Genomic DNA, 22,572 nt, shown 5'->3' on the forward strand with positions numbered 1-22,572 from the left:
GGGCCACCCATGATCACGCAACCACTGCCTGCCAGCAGTTGGCTGAACGCGCCTGCCCATTACGTTTGGCTTGCAGCCGAGGGCCAGCGCCTGCTGGCGTTCGCCAAAGCGTCTCGACTGCCCGATGGCTTTGGCAACCTGGACGACAAAGGCCAATTGCCGGCCGATGCTCACGCCGAAACCATGAACACCGCCCGCATGACCCACAGCTTCGCCATGGCCCACGCCTTGGGTTTGCCAGGGTATGCCGAGTTGGTGGCGCACGGTGTTGCAGCCCTCAGCGGCGCGCTGCGTGACAGTGAACACGGGGGCTGGTTCGCCGCGCCCCACGCCCTCGATGGCAACCATGGCAAGGCTGCCTACCTGCATGCCTTCGTCGCCCTGGCCGCCAGCTCGGCGGTAGTAGCAGGCGCGCCCGGTGCATCCACCCTGTTGAACGACGCCATCCATATCATCGACCAGTTTTTCTGGAGCGAAGAGGAGGGCGTGATGCTCGAATCCTTTGCCCAGGACTGGAGCGGGGTCGAAGCCTATCGCGGCGCCAACAGCAACATGCACGCCACCGAAGCCTTTCTCGCCCTGGCCGATGTCACGGGCGATACGCGCTGGCTGGACCGCGCGTTGCGCATTGTCGAGCGTGTGATTCATACCCACGCTGCCGGCAACCAGTTCATGGTGATCGAACATTTCGACACACACTGGCACCCCTTGCTCGGCTACAACGAAGACAACCCCGCCGACGGCTTCCGCCCCTACGGCATTACCCCCGGCCACGGTTTCGAGTGGGCGCGGCTGGTGTTGCACCTTGAAGCCGCGCGCCTGCAAGCCGGGCTCGTCACACCCGAATGGCTGGTGGCCGACGCCAAGGGGTTGTTCGCCAGCGCCTGCGAATACGCCTGGTCCGTGGATGGCGCCCCCGGCATTGTTTACACCCTCGACTGGAACCACCGCCCGGTGGTGCGCGAACGCCTGCACTGGACCCATGCCGAGGCCAGCGCGGCGGCCCAGGCCTTGCTCAAGCGCACGGGCGAGTTGCACTACGAAACCTGGTACCGGCGTTTCTGGGAATTTTGCGAGACCCACTTTATCGACCGTCTCCACGGCAGCTGGCACCACGAGCTCAGCCCGCACAACCAACCCAGCAGCAACATCTGGGGTGGCAAGCCAGACCTGTACCATGCCTGGCAAGCGGTGTTGCTGCCTGCGCTGCCGCTGGCGCCAAGCATGGCCAGTGCCATCGGAGCGGGGCGCTATGTCACCAACTGGTGACATTTGTGCATCCCTTTGTTACCTGCGCCTTAAAAAACCCTGTTTAAACTCCGTGCAGCGCAAGCCTAAGACTTGCATGCATAACAACAAGAAAAGGTACTCAGATGAACGCGATTAATCGCCTCGCCGTCGCTATTTCCATTGCCTCGTTGTTTCCCCTCAGTGCATTTGCCGCCGACTCCAAAGGGACGGTTGAAGTTGTGCATTGGTGGACCTCGGGCGGTGAGAAGGCGGCCGTGGATGTCCTGAAGGCCCAAGTCGAGAAAGATGGTTTCGTCTGGAAAGACGGCGCCGTCGCAGGTGGCGGGGGCGCCACTGCCATGACCGTGCTGAAAAGCCGCGCGGTCGCCGGTAACCCGCCAGGTGTTGCCCAGATCAAAGGCCCCGACATCCAGGAATGGGCGTCCACCGGCCTGCTCGACACCGACGTGCTCAAAGACGTCGCCAAAGAAGAGAAGTGGGACTCTCTGCTCGACAAGAAAGTCTCCGATACCGTGAAGTACGAAGGTGACTACGTCGCTGTGCCGGTCAACATCCACCGCGTGAACTGGCTGTGGATCAACCCGGAAGTCTTCAAGAAAGCCGGTATCACCAAAAACCCGACCACCCTCCAAGAATTCTACGCAGCCGGCGACAAGCTCAAGGCCGCGGGTTTCATTCCGCTCGCCCACGGTGGACAGCCTTGGCAGGACAGCACCGTATTCGAAGCGGTCGTTCTGTCGGTGATGGGGGCCGATGGCTACAAGAAAGCTCTGGTCGACCTGGATAACGGCGCGCTGACCGGTCCGGAAATGGTCAAGGCGCTGACCGAACTGAAGAAAGTCGCAACCTATATGGACGTCGACGGTAAAGGTCAGGATTGGAACCTCGAAGCGGGCAAAGTCATCAACGGCAAGGCCGGCATGCAGATCATGGGTGACTGGGCCAAGTCCGAGTGGACCGCCGCCAAGAAAGTCGCCGGCAAGGACTACGAGTGCGTAGCGTTCCCGGGCACCGACAAAGCGTTCACCTACAACATCGACTCCCTGGCGGTGTTCAAGCAGAAAGACAAAGGCACGGCTGCTGGCCAGCAGGACATTGCCAAAGTCGTACTGGGTGAAAACTTCCAGAAAGTGTTCAGCATCAACAAGGGGTCGATCCCTGTTCGCAACGACATGCTGAACAAAATGGATTCCTACGGCTTCGACTCCTGCGCCCAGACCGCTGCCAAGGACTTCCTGGCAGACGCCAAGACCGGTGGCCTGCAGCCAAGCATGGCGCACAACATGGCCACTACCCTGGCGGTGCAAGGTGCGTTCTTTGATGTCGTGACCAACTACATCAACGACCCGAAAGCCGACCCGGCCGACACCGCCAAGAAGTTGGGCGCTGCGATCAAGTCTGCCAAGTAAGGCCTGGTAGCGGTTTTTTGTAGGTGCTGGGCGTGTGTGGGAGCGGGCTTGCTCGCGAAGGCATCACCGCGGTGTAACAGCTACACCGCGTCGCCTGCTTCGCGAGCAAGCCTGCTCCCACATAAAGCCAGCGTCACAAGGTTTATTGGCTGGTCCTTTTTCCCTGTATTGGATTTTCCCATGAGTTCTGTTGCTGTGTTCAGCAAAGCCTCGCCGTTCGATGCACTGCAGCGCTGGCTACCCAAACTGGTGCTGGCGCCCAGCATGTTCATCGTGCTGGTGGGCTTCTATGGCTACATCCTGTGGACGTTTGTGCTGTCGTTCACCAATTCCACGTTCCTGCCAACCTACAAATGGGCGGGGCTTGCGCAATACGCGCGCTTGTTCGACAACGACCGCTGGTGGGTGGCGAGCAAGAACCTGGCAGTCTTTGGCGGGATGTTTATCGGCATCACCCTGGTCATCGGCGTGACCCTGGCGATCTTCCTCGACCAGAAAATCCGCCGCGAAGGCTTCATCCGCACCATTTACCTGTACCCGATGGCGCTCTCGATGATCGTCACGGGTACGGCCTGGAAATGGCTGCTCAACCCAGGCATGGGCCTGGACAAACTCCTGCGTGACTGGGGCTGGGAAGGCTTCCGTCTCGACTGGCTGATCGACCCGGACCGCGTGGTCTATTGCCTGGTGATCGCTGCCGTCTGGCAAGCCTCGGGTTTCATCATGGCGATGTTCCTCGCCGGCCTTCGCGGTGTGGACCAATCCATCGTGCGCGCCGCGCAGATCGACGGCGCGAGCATGCCGCGCATCTATTGGAGCGTGGTGCTGCCAAGCCTGCGCCCGGTGTTCTTCAGTGCGGTGATGATCCTGGCGCACATTGCGATCAAGAGCTTCGACCTGGTGGCGGCGATGACCGCTGGCGGCCCGGGCTACTCGTCCGACTTGCCGGCGATGTTCATGTACTCGTTCACCTTCAGCCGTGGCCAGATGGGCATGGGCTCGGCCAGTGCAATCCTGATGCTCGGTGCGATCCTCGCGATCATCGTGCCTTACCTCTACTCCGAGCTGAGGACCAAACGAAATGACTAGTCTCGCCTCCAAACCTGCTATCAGCCTGAGCCGCATCGCGATCTACGCGGTGCTGATCCTCGCCGTGCTGCTGTACCTGGTGCCGCTGGTGGTGATGCTGCTCACCAGCTTCAAGACCCCGGAAGACATCAGCAGCGGCAACCTGCTGAGCTGGCCGACCGTGGTCACCGGTATTGGCTGGGTCAAGGCCTGGGCTACCGTGGATGGCTACTTCTGGAACTCGATCAAAATCACCGTTCCGGCCGTACTGATCTCCACCGCCATCGGTGCGTTGAACGGGTATGTGCTGTCGTTCTGGCGCTTCAAAGGCTCCCAGCTGTTCTTCGGCCTGCTGTTGTTCGGCTGCTTCCTGCCGTTCCAGACCGTGCTGCTGCCGGCCTCGTTCACCCTGGGCAAGATGGGCCTGGCCAGCACCACCACCGGCCTGGTGTTTGTGCACGTGGTCTACGGCCTGGCGTTCACTACGCTGTTCTTCCGTAACTACTACGTGAGCATTCCGGATGCACTGATCAAGGCCGCGCGCCTGGACGGTGCGGGCTTCTTCACCATCTTCCGTCAGATCATTCTGCCGATGTCGACACCGATCATCATGGTCTGCCTGATCTGGCAGTTCACCCAGATCTGGAACGACTTCCTGTTCGGCGTGGTGTTCTCCAGTGGTGACTCCCAGCCCATCACCGTGGCGCTGAATAACCTGGTCAACACCAGCACCGGGGCCAAGGAATATAACGTGGATATGGCGGCGGCGATGATCGCCGGGCTGCCGACCCTGCTGGTCTATGTGATCGCAGGCAAGTATTTCGTGCGCGGCCTCACAGCCGGCGCGGTCAAGGGGTAATCATGGCTACGCTTGAACTTCGCAATGTAAACAAGACCTATGGCGCCGGCCTGCCCGACACCTTGAAGAACATCGAACTGTCGATCAAGGAAGGCGAATTCCTGATCCTGGTCGGCCCTTCGGGGTGCGGCAAGTCCACGCTGATGAACTGCATCGCCGGCCTTGAGACCATCACCGGCGGCGCGATCATGATCGGCGACCAGGACGTGAGCGGCATGAGCCCCAAGGATCGCGACATCGCCATGGTGTTCCAGTCCTACGCGCTGTACCCGACCATGAGCGTGCGCGAGAACATCGAGTTCGGCCTCAAGATCCGCAAGATGCCCCAGGCCGATATCGACGCCGAAGTGGCGCGCGTGGCCAAGCTGCTGCAGATCGAACACCTGCTCAACCGCAAGCCGGGCCAGCTGTCCGGCGGCCAGCAACAGCGCGTAGCCATGGGCCGTGCCTTGGCGCGTCGGCCGAAGATCTACCTGTTCGACGAACCGCTGTCGAACCTTGACGCCAAGCTGCGCGTCGAGATGCGTACCGAAATGAAACTGATGCACCAGCGCCTCAAGACCACCACGGTCTATGTGACCCACGACCAGATCGAAGCGATGACCCTGGGCGACAAGGTCGCGGTGATGAAGGACGGCATCATCCAGCAGTTCGGCACGCCGAAAGAGATCTACAACAACCCGGCCAACCAGTTCGTGGCGAGCTTTATCGGTTCGCCGCCAATGAACTTCGTGCCGCTGCGCCTGCAACGCAAGGACGGTCGCCTGGTGGCCCTGCTCGACAGCGGCCAGGCCCGTTGCGAACTGGCGCTGAACACCACGGAAGCCGGCCTGGAAGACCGCGACGTGATCCTGGGCTTGCGCCCGGAGCAGATCATGTTGGCGGCAGGCGAGGGCGACAGTGCGTCGAGCATTCGTGCCGAAGTGCAGGTCACCGAGCCGACCGGTCCGGACACCCTGGTGTTCGTGCAACTCAATGACACCAAAGTCTGCTGCCGCCTGGCACCCGACGTGGCACCGCAGGTGGGCGAGACCCTGACCCTGCAATTCGATCCTTCCAAGGTACTGCTGTTCGACGCCAACACGGGCGAGCGGTTGGGCACTGCTTCTTCATTGCCCGCACAGGGGCATGCCGACAATGTGGCCCAATTCAAAGGCCGTTGAAGCAGATAAGTTGTTGTTTTAGATAAAAAATGTAAACCACGTTAGATAAAAACAGTTTAATAACAATAAAGACGAGGATGTAGGGATGAAAAAGCAACACAACAACACTCGGCTGATCTGCCAACTGTCAGCTGCAGCAGCCCTGGTATTGTCCGCCAATGCGATGGCAGACGATGCATTCAGCTCCAGTTCCAAGTGGATGACGGGCGATTGGGGTGGCGAGCGTACCAAGCTGATCGAGCAAGGTATCGACATCAAGGCCGACTACGTTGGGGAGATGGGCTACAACGCCAAAGGTGGTTACAACGACGACAAGACCGGTCGCTACTCTGACCAGTTCGGTCTCGGTGTGGCACTGGACCTGCAAAAGCTGTGGGGCTGGGATAACACCCAGGCCAAGATCCAGTTGACCAACCGTAATGGCCAGAACATCTCCAACGACCGCATTGGCGACCCGCGTGCCGGCACGCTGAGTTCGTCCATGGAAGTGTACGGCCGTGGCCACATGGTGCGTTTGACCCAGTTCTGGATCCAGCACCAGATGTTCGACAACAAGTTGGACGTGAAGCTCGGTTACTTCGGTGAAGGCGAAGACTTCAACACCTTCCCGTGCGACTTCCAGAACCTGTCGTTCTGCGGCTCGCAAGTGGGTAACTACGTCAACACCTGGTACAACTGGCCCGTCAGCCAGGCCGCGATCCGCGTGAAGTACAACATCACGCCTGAGCTGTATGCGCAAATTGGTGCGTACAACCAGAACCCTTCGCAACTGGAGCACGGTAACGGCTTCAAACTCAGCGGCAGCGGCACCAAGGGCACTGTGATTCCGGTGGAATTGGTCTGGTCGCCGAAGGTCAACAACCTGCCGGGCGAGTACCGTGTGGGTTACTACAAGAGCGCGGCCGATGCACCGGACGTGCGTGAAGACGTCAACGGCAACGATGCGGTCATCACCCGTGCAGACTTCCGTACCCGCAGCAGCAAGAAAGGTTACTGGTTCGTTGCCCAACAGCAACTCACCACGCATAACGGCGATGCTTCGCGCGGCCTGAACATCGCGGCCAACGCCACCTTCCACGACAAGGAAACCAACCTGGTCGACAACTACCAGTCGTTGATGCTGGTGTACAAAGGCCCATTCGACGCGCGTCCAAAAGACGACATCGGTATTGGTGTGGCTCGTCTGCACGTGAATGATGACGTGAAGAAAAACGCCGAGCTGCTCAACGCCGCCAATGGTGTGAACGACTACGACAACCCGCTGTACACGCCGATTCGCGAGACCGAGTACAACGTCGAACTCAACTACGGCATCAAGGTGACCAACTGGCTGACCTTGCGTCCTAACCTGCAATACGTCGTCCAGCCTGGCGGCGTGGATAAAGTCGACAACGCGTTGGTGGCGGGCCTGAAAATTCAGTCTACGTTCTAACGCTGTTGCGATAAGCTCCTTCTCTCTGTGCGCATTTTGCGGGTAGCCATGGCTACCCGCTTTTTTTGGGGCGCATTGTGATGATATTCAGGACCGTGGCACATGCACGAGCAACCGCTGCAACGCTTTTTCAAATCCCTGCGCGAGCGCCCGGTGTTCGCCTGGGAGCGCTTCCAGATGCGTGATGTGTTGGTGATCGACCATCCGCTGTGCCAGGCGGTGTTCAGTCGTCAGGGCGCGCAGCTGTTGCACTTCCAGCCCCGTGGCCAGAAACCCTGGCTGTGGTGCGCAGCCAAATGGCCGCAAGTCGGCGCCATCCGAGGTGGCGTGCCGGTGTGCTGGCCATGGTATGGCCGCCATCCGAGCGAAAATGCCTGGCCTTCCCATGGGTGGGCGCGGCTGATCGACTGGAAGCTGCTCGACAGCAGTACCGACGACGATGGCGTACATCTGCACTGGCAATTACAGCTGTGCGACTGGCAGGTCGACCTGCACGCGCATTTGGGCGAATCCCTGGAACTGCGCCTGAGCACCGAGCATCAAGACGAGCTGCCGTGCCAATTGAGCCACGCTTTGCATGCTTACTGGCGTATTGGTCACGTCGATGAGATAGCGCTGTCTGGGCTCGACGGTGCGCAAGGTTACGACCAGCTCAATCGCCAGGTTTGCCAGCAGGAAGGCGAACTGCGGGTGGAGGGCGGGTGCCAGCGGGTGTTCCAGCACGAGGGCGAATTGCAGCTCAAGGACCACGCCTGGCAGCGCGAACTGTGCATCGACACCGGCGACAGCGCCGACACCGTCGTATGGCATCCCGGCAGCCGGCCGCTGTTGGGGGTGAGCTTCAACGAAGCGTCGGGGTTTGTGTGCGTGGAGTCGGCGATGGCCGGGGCGAGTTTGGCGCCGGGGGAGAGGGCGCATCTGAGTTTGCAGGCCAGGGCAGGGGTTTAGCGGTGTGACTGCGGGCCTCATCGGGGGCAAGCCCCCTCCCACATGGGTGCTGTGTGGTGCCTACAATCTATTAGCACTGAAGATCAAATGTGGGAGGGGGCTTGCCCCCGATGAGGCCAATAAAGCCAACATAAATGCTGACTCAGTTGAACTCATCCCCCACCGGATACCGGCTGTCATTCAAACTCTCTTTGATCTTGCGCAGATGCGGCTGGAAATCCACGCCACGGCGCAAGGTCATGCCAGTCGCCAGCACATCCAGCACCGTCAACTGAATGATCCGTGAGGTCATCGGCATATAGATGTCGGTGTCTTCGGGCAGCGGGATATTCAGGCTGACGGTACTGGCCTTGGCCAGCGGCGAGTTCTCGGCGGTTACGCCCAGCACCGATGCACCGTTTTCCCGGGCGATACGCGCCACTTCCACCAGTTCGCGGGTGCGCCCGGTGTAGGAAATAATCACGAAAAGCTCGCCCGTGTGGGCCACCGAGGCGATCATGCGTTGCATCAGCACGTCGGCGTGGGCGGTCACTGCCAGGTTGAAGCGGAAAAACTTGTGCAGCGCATCCATGGCCACCGGTGCCGAAGCACCCAGGCCGAAGAAGTGGATCTGTCGCGCCTGGATCAACAGATCCACGGCCTTGCTGATCAGGGCAGGGTCCAGGGCCTGGCAGGCGGCGTCCAGCGAGGCGATGGCGCTGCCAAAGATCTTCTGGGTGTAGGCCTCGGGGTTATCATCTGCCTCCACGGCGCGGCTGACGTACGCGGCGCCACTGGCCAGGCTTTGCGCCAACTGCAATTTAAGTTCAGGGTAACCGCTGACGCCGAACGAACGGCAGAAACGGTTGACCGTCGGTTCACTGACCGAAGCGGCTTGGGCGAGGGCTGCGATGGAGAAGCGGGTCGCCTGCTGCGGGTTGAGCAGGATGACCTCGGCAACTTTTTTCTCAGCCTTGTTCAATTCTTCGAGGCGGTTCCGGATCTGTTCCAGAAGATTTCGCACGCGGTCCATTCAGTCTTTCCTTCGGGCGACGATGCAAATAAAGGGTGGCAACCAATCGACGAGTGGCCTTTTGCGGTGGCCTATCCTACTGAGGGTAGCTGAACACCACCACTCGGAATGCGTATTTCGGGAAAATGTTGTGGTTATTACTACATTTTTCCTTGAGTGATGCCTTGAAAAAAGGTATTTGTAGCTTAACTTGATAAAAGAACAAACATCATGCCTTCGATAACCGTAGAACCCTGCACCTTTGCCCTGTTTGGCGCCTTGGGTGATCTGGCGCTGCGCAAGTTATTTCCTGCCCTCTATCAACTCGATGGCGCCACGCTCCTGCACGACGACACGCGCATCCTGGCCTTGGCCCGTGAAGCCGGTTCCGAGCAACAGCACCTGGCGCACATTGAACAAGAACTGCGTAAATACGTCGGCAAGGAGCTGGATGAAACCGTCGCCCAGCGGTTCCTGGCGCGCCTGACCTATGTTCACGTCGACTTCATGAAAGCCGATGACTACGTGGCCCTGGCGGACATCGCTGGCACCGAACAACGCTTGATCGCTTACTTCGCCACCCCGGCGGCGGTGTATGGCGCGATCTGCGAGAACCTGTCCAAGGTCGGCCTCGCGGAAAACACCCGCGTGGTCCTGGAAAAGCCCATCGGTTCGGACCTGGAGTCCTCGCGCAAGGTCAACGACGCCGTGGCGCAGTTTTTCCCGGAAAACCGCACCTACCGCATCGACCACTACCTGGGCAAAGAGACGGTACAAAACCTGATCGCCCTGCGTTTCGCCAACAGCCTGTTCGAAACCCAGTGGAACCAGAACTACATCTCCCACGTGGAAATCACCGTGGCCGAGCAGGTCGGTATCGAAGGCCGTTGGGGCTATTTCGACAAGGCAGGCCAGCTGCGGGACATGATCCAGAACCACCTGCTGCAGCTGCTTTGCCTGATTGCCATGGACCCGCCGGCCGACTTGTCCGCCGACAGCATCCGCGACGAGAAGGTCAAGGTGCTCAAGGCCTTGGCGCCGATCAGCCCGGATGGCCTGACCACCCAAGTCGTCCGCGGCCAGTACATCGCTGGCTACAGCGCCGGCAAGCCGGTGCCGGGTTACCTGGAAGAAGAGAATTCCAACACCCAGAGCGACACCGAGACGTTCGTCGCCCTGCGTGCCGATATTCGCAACTGGCGTTGGGCCGGAGTGCCGTTTTACCTGCGTACCGGCAAGCGCATGCCGCAAAAGCTGTCGCAGATCGTCATCCACTTCAAGGAACCGTCCCACTACATCTTCGCCCCGGAGCAGCGCCTGCAGATCAGCAACAAGCTGATCATCCGCCTGCAACCGGACGAAGGTATTTCCTTGCGCGTGATGACCAAGGAGCAGGGCCTGGACAAGGGCATGCAACTGCGCAGCGGCCCGCTGCAACTGAATTTTTCCGACACCTACCGCAGCGCCCGTATTCCGGATGCCTACGAGCGGTTGTTGCTGGAAGTGATGCGCGGCAATCAGAACCTGTTTGTTCGCAAAGATGAAATCGAAGCCGCGTGGAAGTGGTGTGACCAGTTGATCGCCGGGTGGAAGAAGTCCGGTGATGCGCCCAAGCCGTACGCGGCGGGGTCCTGGGGGCCGATGAGCTCGATTGCACTGATCACGCGGGATGGGAGGTCTTGGTATGGCGATATCTGAATTGAAACTGCCGCAGGGCGTAACGCCCCACGAGTACCGCACACCGGCACTGTTGGCGGAAGGTTTGGCCAATGATGTGGCCGAGCAACTGCGCACGGCCGTCAGTGCCCGCGGCGAGGCGACCCTGGTGGTGTCCGGTGGCCGCAGCCCCGTGGCGTTCTTCCAGCATCTGGCCAAGCAGGGGTTGGACTGGTCCAAGGTCACCATCACCCTGGCCGACGAACGCTGGGTGCCGGTGGAGCACGCCGACAGCAATGCTGGCTTGCTCAAGCAGCATTTGCTGCAAGGCCCGGCGGCCAAGGCCAAGTTCTTGAGCCTCTATAGCGCCGCGGCCAATCTTGAAGAAGCTGCCGAGCAGGCCGATCGCCTGCTGGGCGAGTTGCCAGCCATCGATGTGCTGGTGCTGGGCATGGGTGACGACGGTCACACCGCGTCGCTGTTTCCAAACAGCCCGAACCTCGCCGAAGCGCTGAAGGCCGACGGTACCCGCCGTTGCTGGCCGATGCTGGCGCCGACCGTGCCGCATCAGCGCCTGACCATGAGTCGCGCGTTGCTGGCGACGGCTAATTACACCGTGCTGTCGATCTCCGGCAGTTCGAAATTGACCACCTTGAGCGCCGCGCTGGCCAGTGACGACGTCTCTGCCATGCCGATTCGCGCGTTTCTGCAACCTACATTAGAGATTTACTGGTGCCCATGAGCCAAGGATCAGCCGCTATGAAAAGCCCTCAACCGACCGTGTCCATGGCGGATAAAGTTGCCCTGATCGACAGCCTCTGCGCCAAGGCGCGGATCCTGCCGGTGATCACCATCGCCCGCGAGCAGGACATCCTGCCGCTGGCCGATGCCCTGGCAGCCGGTGGTTTGACCGCATTGGAAGTGACCCTGCGTTCCGAGTTCGGCCTCAAGGCCATTCAGGTACTGCGTGAACAACGCCCTGAACTGTGCACCGGTGCTGGCACCGTGCTCGATCGTCACATGCTCGAAGCCGCCGAAGTGGCGGGTTCGCAATTCATCGTCACTCCAGGCATCACCCGTGACCTGCTGGAAGCCTCGGTACACAGCCCGATCCCGCTGCTGCCGGGCATCAGCAATGCCTCGGGCATCATGGAAGGTTATGGCCTGGGCTATCGCCGCTTCAAACTGTTCCCGGCCGAAGTCAGCGGCGGTGTAGCTGCGATCAAGGCTCTGGGCGGCCCGTTCGGCGAAGTGAAATTCTGCCCGACCGGCGGCGTCGGCCCGGCCAACATCAAACACTACATGGCGTTGAAAAACGTGATGTGCGTGGGCGGTAGCTGGATGCTGGACCCTGAATGGGTCAAGAACGGCGACTGGGCCCGCATCCAGGAAGTCACCGCCGAGGCGCTGGCGCTGCTGGATTGATCTGCTTTTACTGAATCGTTGTTGCTGTGCTTAACGGCATTTTTGCGGTGCACTTGGTCGGTGTACCGCTTTTTTTTGCCTGTAGAAAAGTGCCTATGCGGCGCTCAACTCGGTGATGGCTTTGACCAGCACGGCCATCTCGGTTGCCGAAGTCACCAACCCCGGTGTCACCCGAATACAGGTGCCAAATGACGCTCCCTCACGGGTGGTGGTGAACAGGTTGTAGTCCTTGAGCAAACGATCCGTCATCACCTGCTGATCCCGGCCAATGAACTTGAATGCTGTAATCCCGCCATACAGCCGTGGATCATCTGGCGTCAGCACCTCGATCCCCGGCAATCTCCGCACTTGGCTTACCCACACGTCCCGCAAGTAGTTCACCCGTGCGCCCTTGGCCGCCGCGCCACCCAATTGCTGGTGTTCTTCCAGCACCAGCGGCAAGGTCATCAGGGCCGGAAAGTTCGGCGTGCTGTACGGCGTACGTGCGCGAACGTCGGTGGCGGGGTAGTGACATTCGCCCATGTCCGGATCAATGTCTGCCAGGCGTTCCGGGGCGATGTACAAAAAGCCCAGGGTCAGTGGGGCACCGATCCACTTGTGCAGGTTGAAGCCAGCAAACTGGATACCCAACTCGGCGAGGTTGAATTCGATCTGGCCCAGGGCATGGGCGCCGTCGAGGATTACATCGATACCCTGCTTGCGCGCAGCCTGGGCAATCGCTGCCACGGGCATGATCAGGCCGGTGCGGTGGGTCACGTGGGTCAGCGCCATCAGCTTCAAGCGCGGGTACTGCATGAACGCATCGCGATACGTCTGCACCAGGCTGTCGAAACTCGCCGGGTGCGTGTGGGACAGTTCGATGACTTCCACGCCGCGATAGCCCGCCAGCCAGCGCATGGCGCCTTTCACCGTGTCGTATTCCAGGTCACTGATCAGTACCTGATCGCCCGGTTGCAGGCGGTTGTAGTTGCGGATCAGGGATTGCAGGGCTTCGGTGGCGTTGCGGGTGAAGGCCACCGCTGCCGGGTCGGCGTCGATCAGCCCGGCCAGTTGGCGGCGGATCGCGTCGTTTTCGACTCGCTCGAATTGCTGGCGTACATGCAGCGAGTTGCTGCGGTTGATAAACGCAACGTGTTCCAGGTATTGCGTCTGAACCGCTTGGCTCATGCGGCCGAAGTAACCGTTCTCCAGGTTGATCGGGCCGGGTTCCAGCGCATAGCGCTGGGCGATGGTGTGCCAGTGACGCTCGTTGTCTGCATTCCGTGGCATAGGCTGGGCTCTTTAATGACGAGGGGCGGGTTTGCCGTGTTTGGCGCGTAGCGGTTCAAGTAATTCAGACAACCCGTTGCTGTCGATTTCCTGCATCAACGCCAGCAACCCGCCCAGTTCGCCATGGGGGAAACCTTCGCGGGCAAACCAGTTCAGGTAGGGGCCAGGCAGGTCGGCGATGATCCGCCCCTTGTATTTGCCGAAGGGCATTTCGCGGGTGATCAGCAATTCGAGTTTTTCGGGATTCATGGAGGCTCAGGTGTGTGTATCGAGACCTTGGAAAATACAGGCATTCTGCATGAAGGCCAAATGACAGATCATGCAAATAGCGTAGATACAGATGGTTCAATTTATCGTAACTAATTGAAATATAAGGATAATCATATTTTTGAAAACCTGGCACGGGCGCTGCAACCATTAAGACAACCTTCTAACCCGTACAAGGAATTGAAAAATGACTGACATCAATAAAGAATCGATCTCCGTACTGAACGACCTGATCGAGACCAGCATCGACGGCCAAAAGGGTTTCAAGGAGTGCGCTGAAGACATCAAGCACCCAGAACTCAAAGCCTTGTTTGCCAAGCGTTCCGCCGACTGCGCCACTGCCGCCGCTGAACTGAAAACCGCCGTACGTGCCCTGGGTGGCGATCCGGAAGATTCCGGCAGCGTTGCCGGCGCACTGCACCGCGGTTGGGTCGACGTCAAGTCGATGCTCACCGGCAAGGATGAAGAGGCTGTGCTGAACGAAGCCGAGCGCGGTGAAGATCACGCCCTGAAGGCTTACAAAGAAGCGATCGAGAAGATCAACAAGCACAACCTGCTGGGCATTCGTGACTTGGTTGAGCGTCAGTACCACGGCGTACAACGCAACCACGACCAGGTGAAAGCCCTGCGTAACCAGGCTCGCGCTCAGTCTTGAGGCGTCGCTGAATAGAAAAAGCCCCGCAGATGCGGGGCTTTTTTATGCGCGACGATCAGCCGATGCTGATCGGTGGCAACTCGGTCAAGGTCACGACCTGCTGCTTACGCGGTGCAAGGATCTCCGCCTCGCCGTCCACCACCAACTCATCACGCTGGTTGAACACGCGGGTGGCGATACGCACACGGAATTTCGGCAGCTTTTCGAGAATTTCCAGGCGCACGGTCAGGGTGTCGCCAATTTTCACCGGCTTCTGGAAGCTCATCTGCTGGCCGATGTAGATGGTGCCCGGTCCAGGCAACTCGCAGGCAACGGCCGCGCTGATCAGGGCGCCGCTGAACATGCCATGGGCGATACGCTCCTTGAACATGGTCGCCTTGGCGTACTCGGCATCCAGGTGCACCGGGTTGTGGTCACCGGACATCGCGGCGAACAGCTGGATATCGCGCTCTTCCACCAATTTGCTGTAGCTGGCGGTCTGGCCGACTTCGAGGGCTTCGTACGGGGTGTTGGTTACCTGGGTCATCTAAAGGTGCATCCTGTGGCTAATCGGTAATTTAAAATATTGATTCTAAACGATAAATTATTCGCAGCGAGTCGGCCTGCGCAGTGTCAGCGCCTGGTCGATCCACGCCAGTACATCTGCCGTGACAGTGTCGCGATTGGTTTCGTTGAACACTTCATGACGCGCTTGTGGGTAAATAGTCAGTTGCAGGTGCTGGCAACCGGCTTCGCGCAAGGCGTTGGCCAGACTGTTGAGACGCTTACCCTCACTCACCGGATCACATTCGCCGCCCATCACCAGGATCGGCAGGCCCGGATCGATCTGCGCGAGATTGGACGCTTTGCTGATTTGCTGCAAGCCGCCGAGCAGGTCGATCCATAGTTGATTGGTGCAGCGGAACCCGCACAGTGGGTCGTTGATGTACTTGTCCACCTCACTCGGATCACGGCTGAGCCAGTCGAACGCGGTGCGATTGGGTTTGAAGGCTTTGTTGAATGATCCAAACGACAGGAATTCGATCAGCGCACTGCGCCCGCGCAGCCCCTGGCGCAAGCGCTCGAGCCGCGCAATTACCCTAGCGGCGCGGTACAGCGCCACCGGCTGGAAATTCGAACCGCTGAGAATCGCCCCATTCAGACTGGCGCTGTGGTGCAGCAGGTAGGCCTGGGCGATATAGCTGCCCATGCTGTGGCCCAGCAGAATGATCGGCAACCCCGGCTGTTGCTGGCCGATATGCTGGTTGAGGCTGGCCAGGTCGCCCACCACCTTGTTCCAGCCGTCCGTCTCGGCGTACAGGCCCAAGGTGCCTTCATCGGCGGTACGACCATGGCCGCGCTGGTCCAGCGCATATAGGCCGTAGCCGGCACCGCACAGGGCCTCGGCCAGGCGTGCGTAGCGCCCACTGTGTTCGGCCATGCCGTGGGACAGCATCACCACGGCCTTGGCTGGGCCCTCGGGCATCCAATGATTGACGTACAGACGGCTGCGGTCATTCGCGGTCAGCCAGAAGGTGCTGTGGTTCATGGCGCTTCCTTTGCTCAGGGTCGTTGCAGTGTATAGCTCATCTATTGACGGGCGGCGTATCTGCCTGCACATCAGAGGCAAGATTCATACAATCAATGACACGGTTTGGCGTATTTGCCTGTTTAGCCATAACTGCTAACGTCCCCAAAGCTCCGCTTTTTATAGCTGTAGGAAAGCGGCCGGACACACTCAGGTAAGAGGACAAGAATAATGCAACCTGATTTCTGGAATGACAAACGCGCAGCGGGCGTTCCCAATGACATCGACCTGTCGGCCTACAAGTCGGTGATCGAGGTCTTCGAGCGTTCCTGCAAGGCTTTTGCCGACCGTCCGGCATTCAGCAACATGGGCATCACCCTGACTTACGCCGAGCTTGAGCGCCAGAGTGCAGCGTTCGCCGGTTACCTGCAGCAGCACACCGACCTCAAGCCGGGCGATCGCATTGCGGTGCAGATGCCCAACGTACTGCATTACCCGATTGCCGTATTCGGCGCTTTGCGCGCCGGGCTGATTGTGGTCAACACCAACCCGCTGTACACCCCGCGCGAGATGCGTCACCAGTTCAAGGACGCCGGCGTGCGTGCGCTGGTCTACCTCAACCTGTTCGGCTCGCGCGTGCAGGAGGTGTGCAGCGATACCGAGATCGACTACTTGATCGAAGCCAGGATGGGCGACTTCATGCCCACCGCCAAGGGCTGGCTGGTCAACACCCTGGTCGACAAGGTCAAGAAGATGGTTCCGGCCTACAGCCTGCCGCGTGCAGTGGCGTTCAAGCGCGCCCTGCACATGGGCGCGGGCCTGGGCGTGACGCGCCATCCGGTGACCCTGGACGATATCGCCGTGCTGCAATACACCGGCGGCACCACCGGCCTGGCCAAGGGCGCGATGCTCACCCACGGCAACCTGGTGGCGAACATGCAACAGGTGCGCGCCTGCATGTCCCAGACCGGAGATGACGGTCACCCGCTGATCAAGGAAGGGCAGGAGGTGATGATCGCGCCGCTGCCGCTTTACCATATCTATGCCTTCACGGCGAATTGCATGTGCATGATGGTCTCGGGCAACCACAACGTGCTGATCACCAACCCGAGGGACATCGGCGGCTTTATCAAGGAGCTGAAAAAGTGGCGCTTCACCGGGCTGCTGGGGCTTAACACGCTGTTCGTGGCGTTGATGGACCATCCGGACTTCAAATCCCTGGATTTCTCCCACCTCAAGCTCACCAACTCCGGCGGCACCGCGTTGATCAAGGCGACCGCCGAGCGCTGGCAGCAGATCACCGGTTGTGCCATCGGCGAGGGTTATGGCCTGACGGAAACGTCACCGGTGGCCAGCACCAACCCCTACGGCAACAAATCCCGCCTGGGCACTGTGGGCATCCCCGTGCCGGCCACGGCCATGAAGGTGATCGATGATCATGGCGTCGAGTTGCCATTGGGCGAACGCGGCGAGTTGTGTATCAAGGGCCCGCAGGTGATGAAAGGCTACTGGCAGCAACCCGAGGCCACTGCCGAAGCGCTGGACGCGGAAGGCTGGCTCAAGACCGGTGATATCGCCGTCATCGATGAGGAGGGTTTTGTAAGCATCGTTGACCGCAAGAAAGACCTGATCATCGTGTCGGGCTTCAACGTGTACCCCAACGAGATCGAAGATGTGGTGATGGCGCATCCTGCCGTGGCCAACTGCGCGGTGATCGGCGTGCCGGACGAGCGCACGGGGGAGGCGGTGAAGCTGTTTGTGGTCGCGCGTGCCGAGGGGGTGAGCCTTGAGGAGTTGAAGGCCTACTGCAAGACCAACTTCACGGGGTACAAGGTGCCCAAGCATATTGTGTTGCGTGACTCGTTGCCGATGACACCGGTAGGCAAGATTTTGCGCAGGGAGCTGCGCGACATCGCCTGACCATGAATTGAAATGCAATCAAACGGTGGGAGGGGGCTTGCCCTCGATAGCGGTAGATCAGTCGATATATTCAGTGACTGAAATGCCGCCATCGGGGCCAAACCCCCTCCCACTTTGTTTTTAATTGGGCTGAAAACCCTATTCCAGAGCCTTTTACTCGGAGATTTTAGCTTCGCTAAAAGTGTGACCAATTATTGTAGGACAGTCGTGTTTATGACCGTAGGGCACCCTTTTGGCTCTAGGCGGCCCCAGGCAAAGCTGCTACTCTCGGCGCGCTTTGTGACGTCTCGGCCTGCTTGAAAGCGCCAGATTCACCAAAAAACATACACCAATAATAATCGCATCAAATGCGATGATGAATTCGCGTCGCTGACGTCGCTGAGGAGTGGGCTTCCATGAACGAAGACTTTTGGAAGGATAAGTACCCCGCCGGGATTGCTGCAGAAATCAATCCAGACGAGTATCCGAATATTCAGGCGGTACTGAAGCAGTCCTGCCAGCGCTTCGCCAACAAACCGGCTTTCAGCAACCTGGGCAAGACAATCACCTACGGTGAGTTGTACGAATTGTCCGGCGCCTTCGCCGCGTACCTGCAACAGCACACCGACTTGAAGCCCGGCGATCGAATCGCCGTGCAACTGCCCAACGTCCTCCAATACCCGGTCGCCGTGTTCGGCGCCATCCGCGCCGGCCTGATCGTGGTCAATACCAACCCGCTGTACACCGCGCGGGAAATGGAGCACCAATTCAACGACTCCGGCGCCAAGGCCCTGGTATGCCTGGCCAACATGGCGCACCTGGCGGAAAAGGTCGTGCCCAAGACCGCCGTCAAGCACGTGATCGTCACCGAAGTCGCCGACCTGTTGCCGCCGCTCAAGCGTCTGCTGATCAACAGCGTCATCAAGTACGTGAAGAAAATGGTCCCGGCCTATCACTTGCCCAACGCGATCAAGTTCAATGACGTGCTCGCCAAGGGGCACGGCCAACCGGTCAGCGACGCCAGCCCGACCAGCAGTGATGTGGCCGTGCTGCAATACACCGGCGGCACCACCGGCGTGGCCAAGGGTGCGATGCTCACCCACCGCAATCTGGTCGCCAACATGCTGCAATGCAAGGCGCTGATGGGTTCCAACCTCAATGAAGGCTGCGAGATCCTGATCACCCCGCTGCCGCTGTACCACATCTATGCGTTCACCTTTCATTGCATGGCGATGATGCTGATCGGCAACCACAACATCCTGATCAGCAACCCGCGCGACCTGCCGGCGATGGTCAAGGAACTGTCGAAGTGGAAGTTCAGCGGCTTTGTCGGCCTGAACACCCTGTTCGTGGCGCTGTGCAACAACGAGGCGTTCCGCAAGCTGGACTTCTCCGCGCTGAAAGTCACCCTGTCCGGTGGCATGGCCCTGCAACTGGCAGCGGCCGAGCGCTGGAAGGCCGTGACCGGGTGTGGCATCTGCGAAGGCTATGGCATGACCGAAACCAGCCCGGTGGCCACCGTGAACCCGATCCAGCACATCCAGATCGGCACCATCGGCATTCCGGTGCCGTCCACTGTGTGCAAAGTGATTGCCGACGACGGTACTGAACTCGCCCTGGGTGAAACCGGCGAGCTGTGCGTCAAAGGCCCGCAAGTGATGAAGGGCTACTGGCAGCGCCAGGACGCCACCGACGAGATGCTCGACAGCGAAGGCTGGCTCAAGACCGGTGACATCGCGATCATCCAGCCTGACGGCTACATGCGCATCGTCGACCGCAAGAAGGACATGATCCTGGTCTCGGGCTTCAACGTGTACCCCAACGAGTTGGAAGATGTGCTGGCAGGCCTGCCGGGTGTGCTGCAGTGCGCGGCTATCGGTGTGCCGGACGAAAAGTCCGGGGAGCACATCAAGCTGTTCATCGTGGTCAAGCCGGGTGCAACCCTGACCAAAGAGCAGGTGATGGAGCACATGCGCGCCAACGTCACCGCCTACAAGGTGCCCAAGGCCGTGGAGTTCCGCGATGCGTTGCCGACCACCAACGTGGGCAAGATCCTGCGGCGTGAGTTGCGCGACGAAGAGTTGAAGAAGCTCGGTCTTAAAAAGTAACGCTATACCAATGTGGGAGGGGGCTTGCCCCCGATAGCGGTTTATCAGTCAGCAATCTGTAGCTGACACACCGCCATCGGGAGCAAGTCCCCTCCCACATTTTTTATTCGTTTTCTACAGGGCGAACTGGGCGAAGCCCACGCCAGCGCCAGCCGGACGCACATCTTTCAAGAACGAATCCTTGTCTGCGCTCAGCTCCAGGGTGATCTCCGGCTTGCGCTTGCCCGCATTACGCACCACCAACCCTTCGATGTGCTCACGCAAAAACGCCGTCGGCACCTTCAGGTGCAGCAACTGGTCGGTCTCGGCATTGTGCATCAACAGGTGGATCCACTCGTACTGGCCCACGGCAATACGGCCCACCGGGAGGTCAAACCACCAGATGTTGCGTTTGCGGTCCAGGTCGGTGAAGTGGCAGTTGTTGACGCCGAGTACGGCACCGCCCAATTCGGTGTTTCTGCGGGCGATGGCCTGTGCTTTATTGAGTTTCATAACCTTCCTACGGGATCTGTTATTCAGCGTTTCAGCCTGAATGTGCCGGGCATTCTCATGGGTTGGCGGCAAAACATAAAGCCAAACCTGCGGCCGGCGATGAAATGCGTGGGCAAAAATAATTGAAACTCTCCCAAACGGCCTTGGGTCAATCTTTAGGTAATGACCAAAACCCTTGATTGTTCTCAGGAGAAATACCATGGGCAGCACAGCGGATAAGGCAAAAGGTTTGGCGAATGAAGCCGTCGGCAACATCAAGCAAGGTGTGGGTAAAGCCACGGATAACACCAAGCTGCAGACCGAAGGCAAGGTTCAGGAAAAGAAAGGCGAAGCTCAGCAAGCTGTCGGTAAGGCCAAAGATGCGGTGAAGAAAACCATCGACAAAGCCTGACCCGGCTGACTGCGAATGCGCAGCCACGCGGCCATCCACGGATGGCCGTTTTTGTGTCACCTGATGCAGTTAAGATTTCGAAATTGTTTCAAGGTCGCCAAATAGTCTACCTTGATGTAGAAAACGGCCCCTGAGTCGCCCACGAACTCAACTTTTTTGCGGCGAAAGGAGACGCTATGATTTTCCCGGTTCTCTATGGTCTCAAGCTGCACAAAGTGCTGTTGCGTACCGTCAAGGAATTCGTCGACGACGAAATGCCCACTTACGCCTCGGCACTGGCCTACCAGATGCTGTTCTCGCTGTTTCCCTTCCTGCTGTTCCTGATTGCCCTGATCGGTTTCCTGCATTTGCCGGACTTCTTTACCTGGCTGCGCCTGCAGTCGGAACTGGTGTTGCCGCCCCAGGCGCTGGAGCAGGTCAACCCGGTGATCGACCAGTTGCAGCAATCCAAGGGTGGCCTGCTCTCGGTGGGTATCGTGATCGCACTGTGGACGGCCTCGGCCGGCGTGCGCCTGATGATGAGCGCGATGAACGCCGCCTATGACGTGGTTGAAGGCCGCCCGATCTGGAAGCGCTTCCCGCTGTCGATTTTCTACACCGTCGGCATCGCCGGCATGCTGTTGGCCGCCGCCGCGTTGATGGTGCTGGGCCCGCAGGTGATGGAGTGGCTGGCCGGACAGATCGGCATGCAGGAGTTCGTGGTCACGTTATGGACCATCCTGCGCTGGCCGTTGATCGTGATTTTGCTGATGTTCGCCGTGGCCCTCATGTACTACGTGATGCCTGACGTCGAACAGAAATTCCGCTTCATCACGCCCGGCTCGGTGCTGGCGGTGGTGGTGTGGATCGTCGCGTCACTGGGGTTTGGCTACTACGTCAAAACCTTTGCCGACTACAACGCCATGTATGGCAGTATCGGCGCAATCATCGTGTTGCTCCTGTACTTCTACATTTCCGCCGCCGTGCTGTTGCTGGGCGCGGAGATGAATGCGGTGATCGAGCACATGTCCGCCGAGGGCAAGGATCCGGGTGAAAAAGAGTTCGACGAGCCCGTCCACACCGGTGAAAAACAGCACGTCTCAGGCCTCGGCCGGGACCACTCCAAGCCCACTGCCGATGAAGTCTGACCGATGATCCGTGAAATCCTGAAAATGGGCGACGAACGCCTGCTGCGTATCGCGCCCCCGGTTCCGCCGGAAATGTTCGACAGCCCCGAGCTGTGGCAATTGATCGATGACATGTTCCAGACCATGGAGCACGTGGGGGGCGTCGGCCTGGCCGCACCGCAGATCGGTGTCGACCTGCAATTGGTGATCTTCGGTTTCGAGTCCAGCGAACGCTACCCGGACGCACCGCCGGTGCCACAGACGATCCTGATCAACCCGCTGATCACGCCACTGAGCCCAGTGCTGGAAGAGGGGTATGAAGGTTGCCTGTCTGTGCCCGGTTTGCGGGGTGCGGTGGATCGTTACCAGCAGATTCGCTATGAGGGGTTCGATCCCAAGGGCGAGCCGATTGTGCGCATCGCCGAGGGTTTTCATGCGCGGGTGGTGCAGCACGAGTGCGATCACCTGATCGGGCGGTTGTATCCGTCGCGGATTACCGACTTCACGAAGTTCGGCTTTATCGAAGTGATGTTTCCGGACATGGACCCCACCGCCGACGAGTAGCGTTCAGGCCCAATGAGGCCGAACTGTGGGGCGGGCTTGCTCGCGAATGCGGGGTGTCAGTCGCCGATAATGTTGACTCACCCAGCACATTTCGCGAGCAAGCCCGCTTCCA

22 protein-coding genes are annotated in these 22,572 nt (G+C 59.5%); 16 read left to right on the plus strand and 6 right to left on the minus strand.

Going from position 1 to position 22,572, the window contains the following annotated elements; all coding sequences use genetic code 11:
- Window positions 1-9 precede the first annotated feature (9 nt).
- The 7 genes from AB4O08_RS18655 (at window position 10) to AB4O08_RS18685 (ending at window position 8,130) form a co-directional block, all read left to right on the plus strand.
- Window positions 10-1,269, plus strand: a complete 1,260-nt coding sequence (locus AB4O08_RS18655; protein WP_047543020.1) for a D-mannose isomerase — start codon at window positions 10-12, stop codon at window positions 1,267-1,269.
- A 104-nt stretch (window positions 1,270-1,373) separates the two neighbouring features.
- Window positions 1,374-2,660 (plus strand): ABC transporter substrate-binding protein, encoded by a 1,287-nt coding sequence (locus AB4O08_RS18660; protein WP_010208183.1) that lies wholly within the window; start codon window positions 1,374-1,376, stop codon window positions 2,658-2,660.
- A 180-nt stretch (window positions 2,661-2,840) separates the two neighbouring features.
- Window positions 2,841-3,749 (plus strand): carbohydrate ABC transporter permease, encoded by a 909-nt coding sequence (locus AB4O08_RS18665; protein ID WP_010208185.1) that lies wholly within the window; start codon window positions 2,841-2,843, stop codon window positions 3,747-3,749.
- Window positions 3,742-4,587 carry a carbohydrate ABC transporter permease gene (locus AB4O08_RS18670; RefSeq protein ID WP_010208187.1) on the plus strand — a complete coding sequence of 282 codons (846 nt, stop codon included), beginning with the start codon at window positions 3,742-3,744 and terminating at the stop codon, window positions 4,585-4,587. Before AB4O08_RS18665 ends, AB4O08_RS18670 begins: the two co-directional genes overlap by 8 nt.
- 2 nt (window positions 4,588-4,589) lie before the next feature.
- On the plus strand, window positions 4,590-5,750 hold the full coding sequence (locus tag AB4O08_RS18675) for an ABC transporter ATP-binding protein (protein WP_010208189.1): 1,161 nt from the start codon (window positions 4,590-4,592) through the stop codon (window positions 5,748-5,750).
- An 85-nt stretch (window positions 5,751-5,835) separates the two neighbouring features.
- On the plus strand, window positions 5,836-7,182 hold the full coding sequence (locus AB4O08_RS18680; protein ID WP_460114264.1) for a carbohydrate porin: 1,347 nt from the start codon (window positions 5,836-5,838) through the stop codon (window positions 7,180-7,182).
- Window positions 7,183-7,284: 102 nt separating this feature from the next.
- A complete protein-coding gene (locus AB4O08_RS18685) occupies window positions 7,285-8,130 on the plus strand; it encodes a D-hexose-6-phosphate mutarotase (RefSeq protein WP_457244203.1) in 846 nt (281 codons plus the stop codon).
- Window positions 8,131-8,272: 142 nt separating this feature from the next.
- On the opposite strand, the gene AB4O08_RS18690 is transcribed toward AB4O08_RS18685, so the two are convergent.
- Window positions 8,273-9,133, minus strand: coding sequence for a MurR/RpiR family transcriptional regulator (locus tag AB4O08_RS18690; protein WP_169898656.1), 861 nt, complete (start codon window positions 9,131-9,133; stop codon window positions 8,273-8,275).
- Window positions 9,134-9,352: 219 nt separating this feature from the next.
- Here AB4O08_RS18690 and zwf point away from each other — a divergent pair, with 219 nt between their 5' ends.
- From zwf to AB4O08_RS18705, 3 genes are read left to right on the plus strand one after another with little or no spacing between them, the layout of a single operon-like run.
- The gene (zwf, locus tag AB4O08_RS18695; protein ID WP_010208198.1) at window positions 9,353-10,819 is read left to right on the plus strand and encodes a glucose-6-phosphate dehydrogenase; all 1,467 of its coding nucleotides are present in this window, start codon (window positions 9,353-9,355) and stop codon (window positions 10,817-10,819) included.
- A complete protein-coding gene (gene pgl / locus AB4O08_RS18700; RefSeq protein ID WP_031290549.1) occupies window positions 10,806-11,519 on the plus strand; it encodes a 6-phosphogluconolactonase in 714 nt (237 codons plus the stop codon). Before zwf ends, pgl begins: the two co-directional genes overlap by 14 nt.
- 17 nt (window positions 11,520-11,536) lie before the next feature.
- Entirely contained in the window at window positions 11,537-12,202 is a 666-nt protein-coding gene (locus AB4O08_RS18705; RefSeq protein WP_010208200.1) for a bifunctional 4-hydroxy-2-oxoglutarate aldolase/2-dehydro-3-deoxy-phosphogluconate aldolase, read from the plus strand.
- A gap of 93 nt (window positions 12,203-12,295) precedes the next feature.
- Here the strand turns inward: AB4O08_RS18705 and AB4O08_RS18710 are convergent, their stop codons facing one another.
- Together AB4O08_RS18710 and AB4O08_RS18715 are read right to left on the minus strand one after the other, a co-directional pair.
- Window positions 12,296-13,471, minus strand: coding sequence for an aminotransferase class V-fold PLP-dependent enzyme (locus AB4O08_RS18710; RefSeq protein ID WP_010208202.1), 1,176 nt, complete (start codon window positions 13,469-13,471; stop codon window positions 12,296-12,298).
- 12 nt (window positions 13,472-13,483) lie between these two features.
- A complete protein-coding gene (locus AB4O08_RS18715) occupies window positions 13,484-13,720 on the minus strand; it encodes a DUF3820 family protein (protein ID WP_010208204.1) in 237 nt (78 codons plus the stop codon).
- Between the two features lie 205 nt (window positions 13,721-13,925).
- Here AB4O08_RS18715 and AB4O08_RS18720 point away from each other — a divergent pair, with 205 nt between their 5' ends.
- Complete coding sequence (locus AB4O08_RS18720) at window positions 13,926-14,393, plus strand: ferritin-like domain-containing protein (RefSeq protein ID WP_010208206.1); 468 nt, start codon at window positions 13,926-13,928, stop codon at window positions 14,391-14,393.
- Between the two features lie 55 nt (window positions 14,394-14,448).
- Here AB4O08_RS18720 and AB4O08_RS18725 read toward each other — a convergent pair whose 3' ends face one another.
- Entirely contained in the window at window positions 14,449-14,919 is a 471-nt protein-coding gene (locus tag AB4O08_RS18725; protein WP_010208208.1) for a MaoC family dehydratase, read from the minus strand.
- A gap of 57 nt (window positions 14,920-14,976) precedes the next feature.
- A complete protein-coding gene (locus AB4O08_RS18730) occupies window positions 14,977-15,921 on the minus strand; it encodes an alpha/beta hydrolase (protein WP_010208209.1) in 945 nt (314 codons plus the stop codon).
- Window positions 15,922-16,131: 210 nt separating this feature from the next.
- Between AB4O08_RS18730 and fadD2 the strand changes: the two genes are divergently transcribed.
- A complete protein-coding gene (gene fadD2 / locus AB4O08_RS18735; RefSeq protein ID WP_010208210.1) occupies window positions 16,132-17,820 on the plus strand; it encodes a long-chain-fatty-acid--CoA ligase FadD2 in 1,689 nt (562 codons plus the stop codon).
- 395 nt (window positions 17,821-18,215) lie between these two features.
- The gene (gene fadD1 / locus AB4O08_RS18740) at window positions 18,216-19,907 is read left to right on the plus strand and encodes a long-chain-fatty-acid--CoA ligase FadD1 (RefSeq protein WP_010208213.1); all 1,692 of its coding nucleotides are present in this window, start codon (window positions 18,216-18,218) and stop codon (window positions 19,905-19,907) included.
- A 114-nt stretch (window positions 19,908-20,021) separates the two neighbouring features.
- Here fadD1 and AB4O08_RS18745 read toward each other — a convergent pair whose 3' ends face one another.
- Complete coding sequence (locus AB4O08_RS18745; RefSeq protein WP_010208214.1) at window positions 20,022-20,399, minus strand: hypothetical protein; 378 nt, start codon at window positions 20,397-20,399, stop codon at window positions 20,022-20,024.
- A 199-nt stretch (window positions 20,400-20,598) separates the two neighbouring features.
- On the opposite strand from AB4O08_RS18745, the gene AB4O08_RS18750 reads away from it, so the two are divergent.
- From AB4O08_RS18750 to def, 3 genes are all read left to right on the plus strand, one after another.
- Window positions 20,599-20,790, plus strand: a complete 192-nt coding sequence (locus tag AB4O08_RS18750; RefSeq protein ID WP_010208215.1) for a CsbD family protein — start codon at window positions 20,599-20,601, stop codon at window positions 20,788-20,790.
- A 176-nt stretch (window positions 20,791-20,966) separates the two neighbouring features.
- Window positions 20,967-21,917, plus strand: a complete 951-nt coding sequence (locus AB4O08_RS18755) for a YihY/virulence factor BrkB family protein (RefSeq protein WP_460114265.1) — start codon at window positions 20,967-20,969, stop codon at window positions 21,915-21,917.
- Between the two features lie 3 nt (window positions 21,918-21,920).
- Entirely contained in the window at window positions 21,921-22,460 is a 540-nt protein-coding gene (gene def, locus AB4O08_RS18760) for a peptide deformylase (RefSeq protein ID WP_021491265.1), read from the plus strand.
- Window positions 22,461-22,572 lie beyond the last annotated feature (112 nt).

The organism is Pseudomonas sp. H3_E07 (assembly GCF_054668895.1).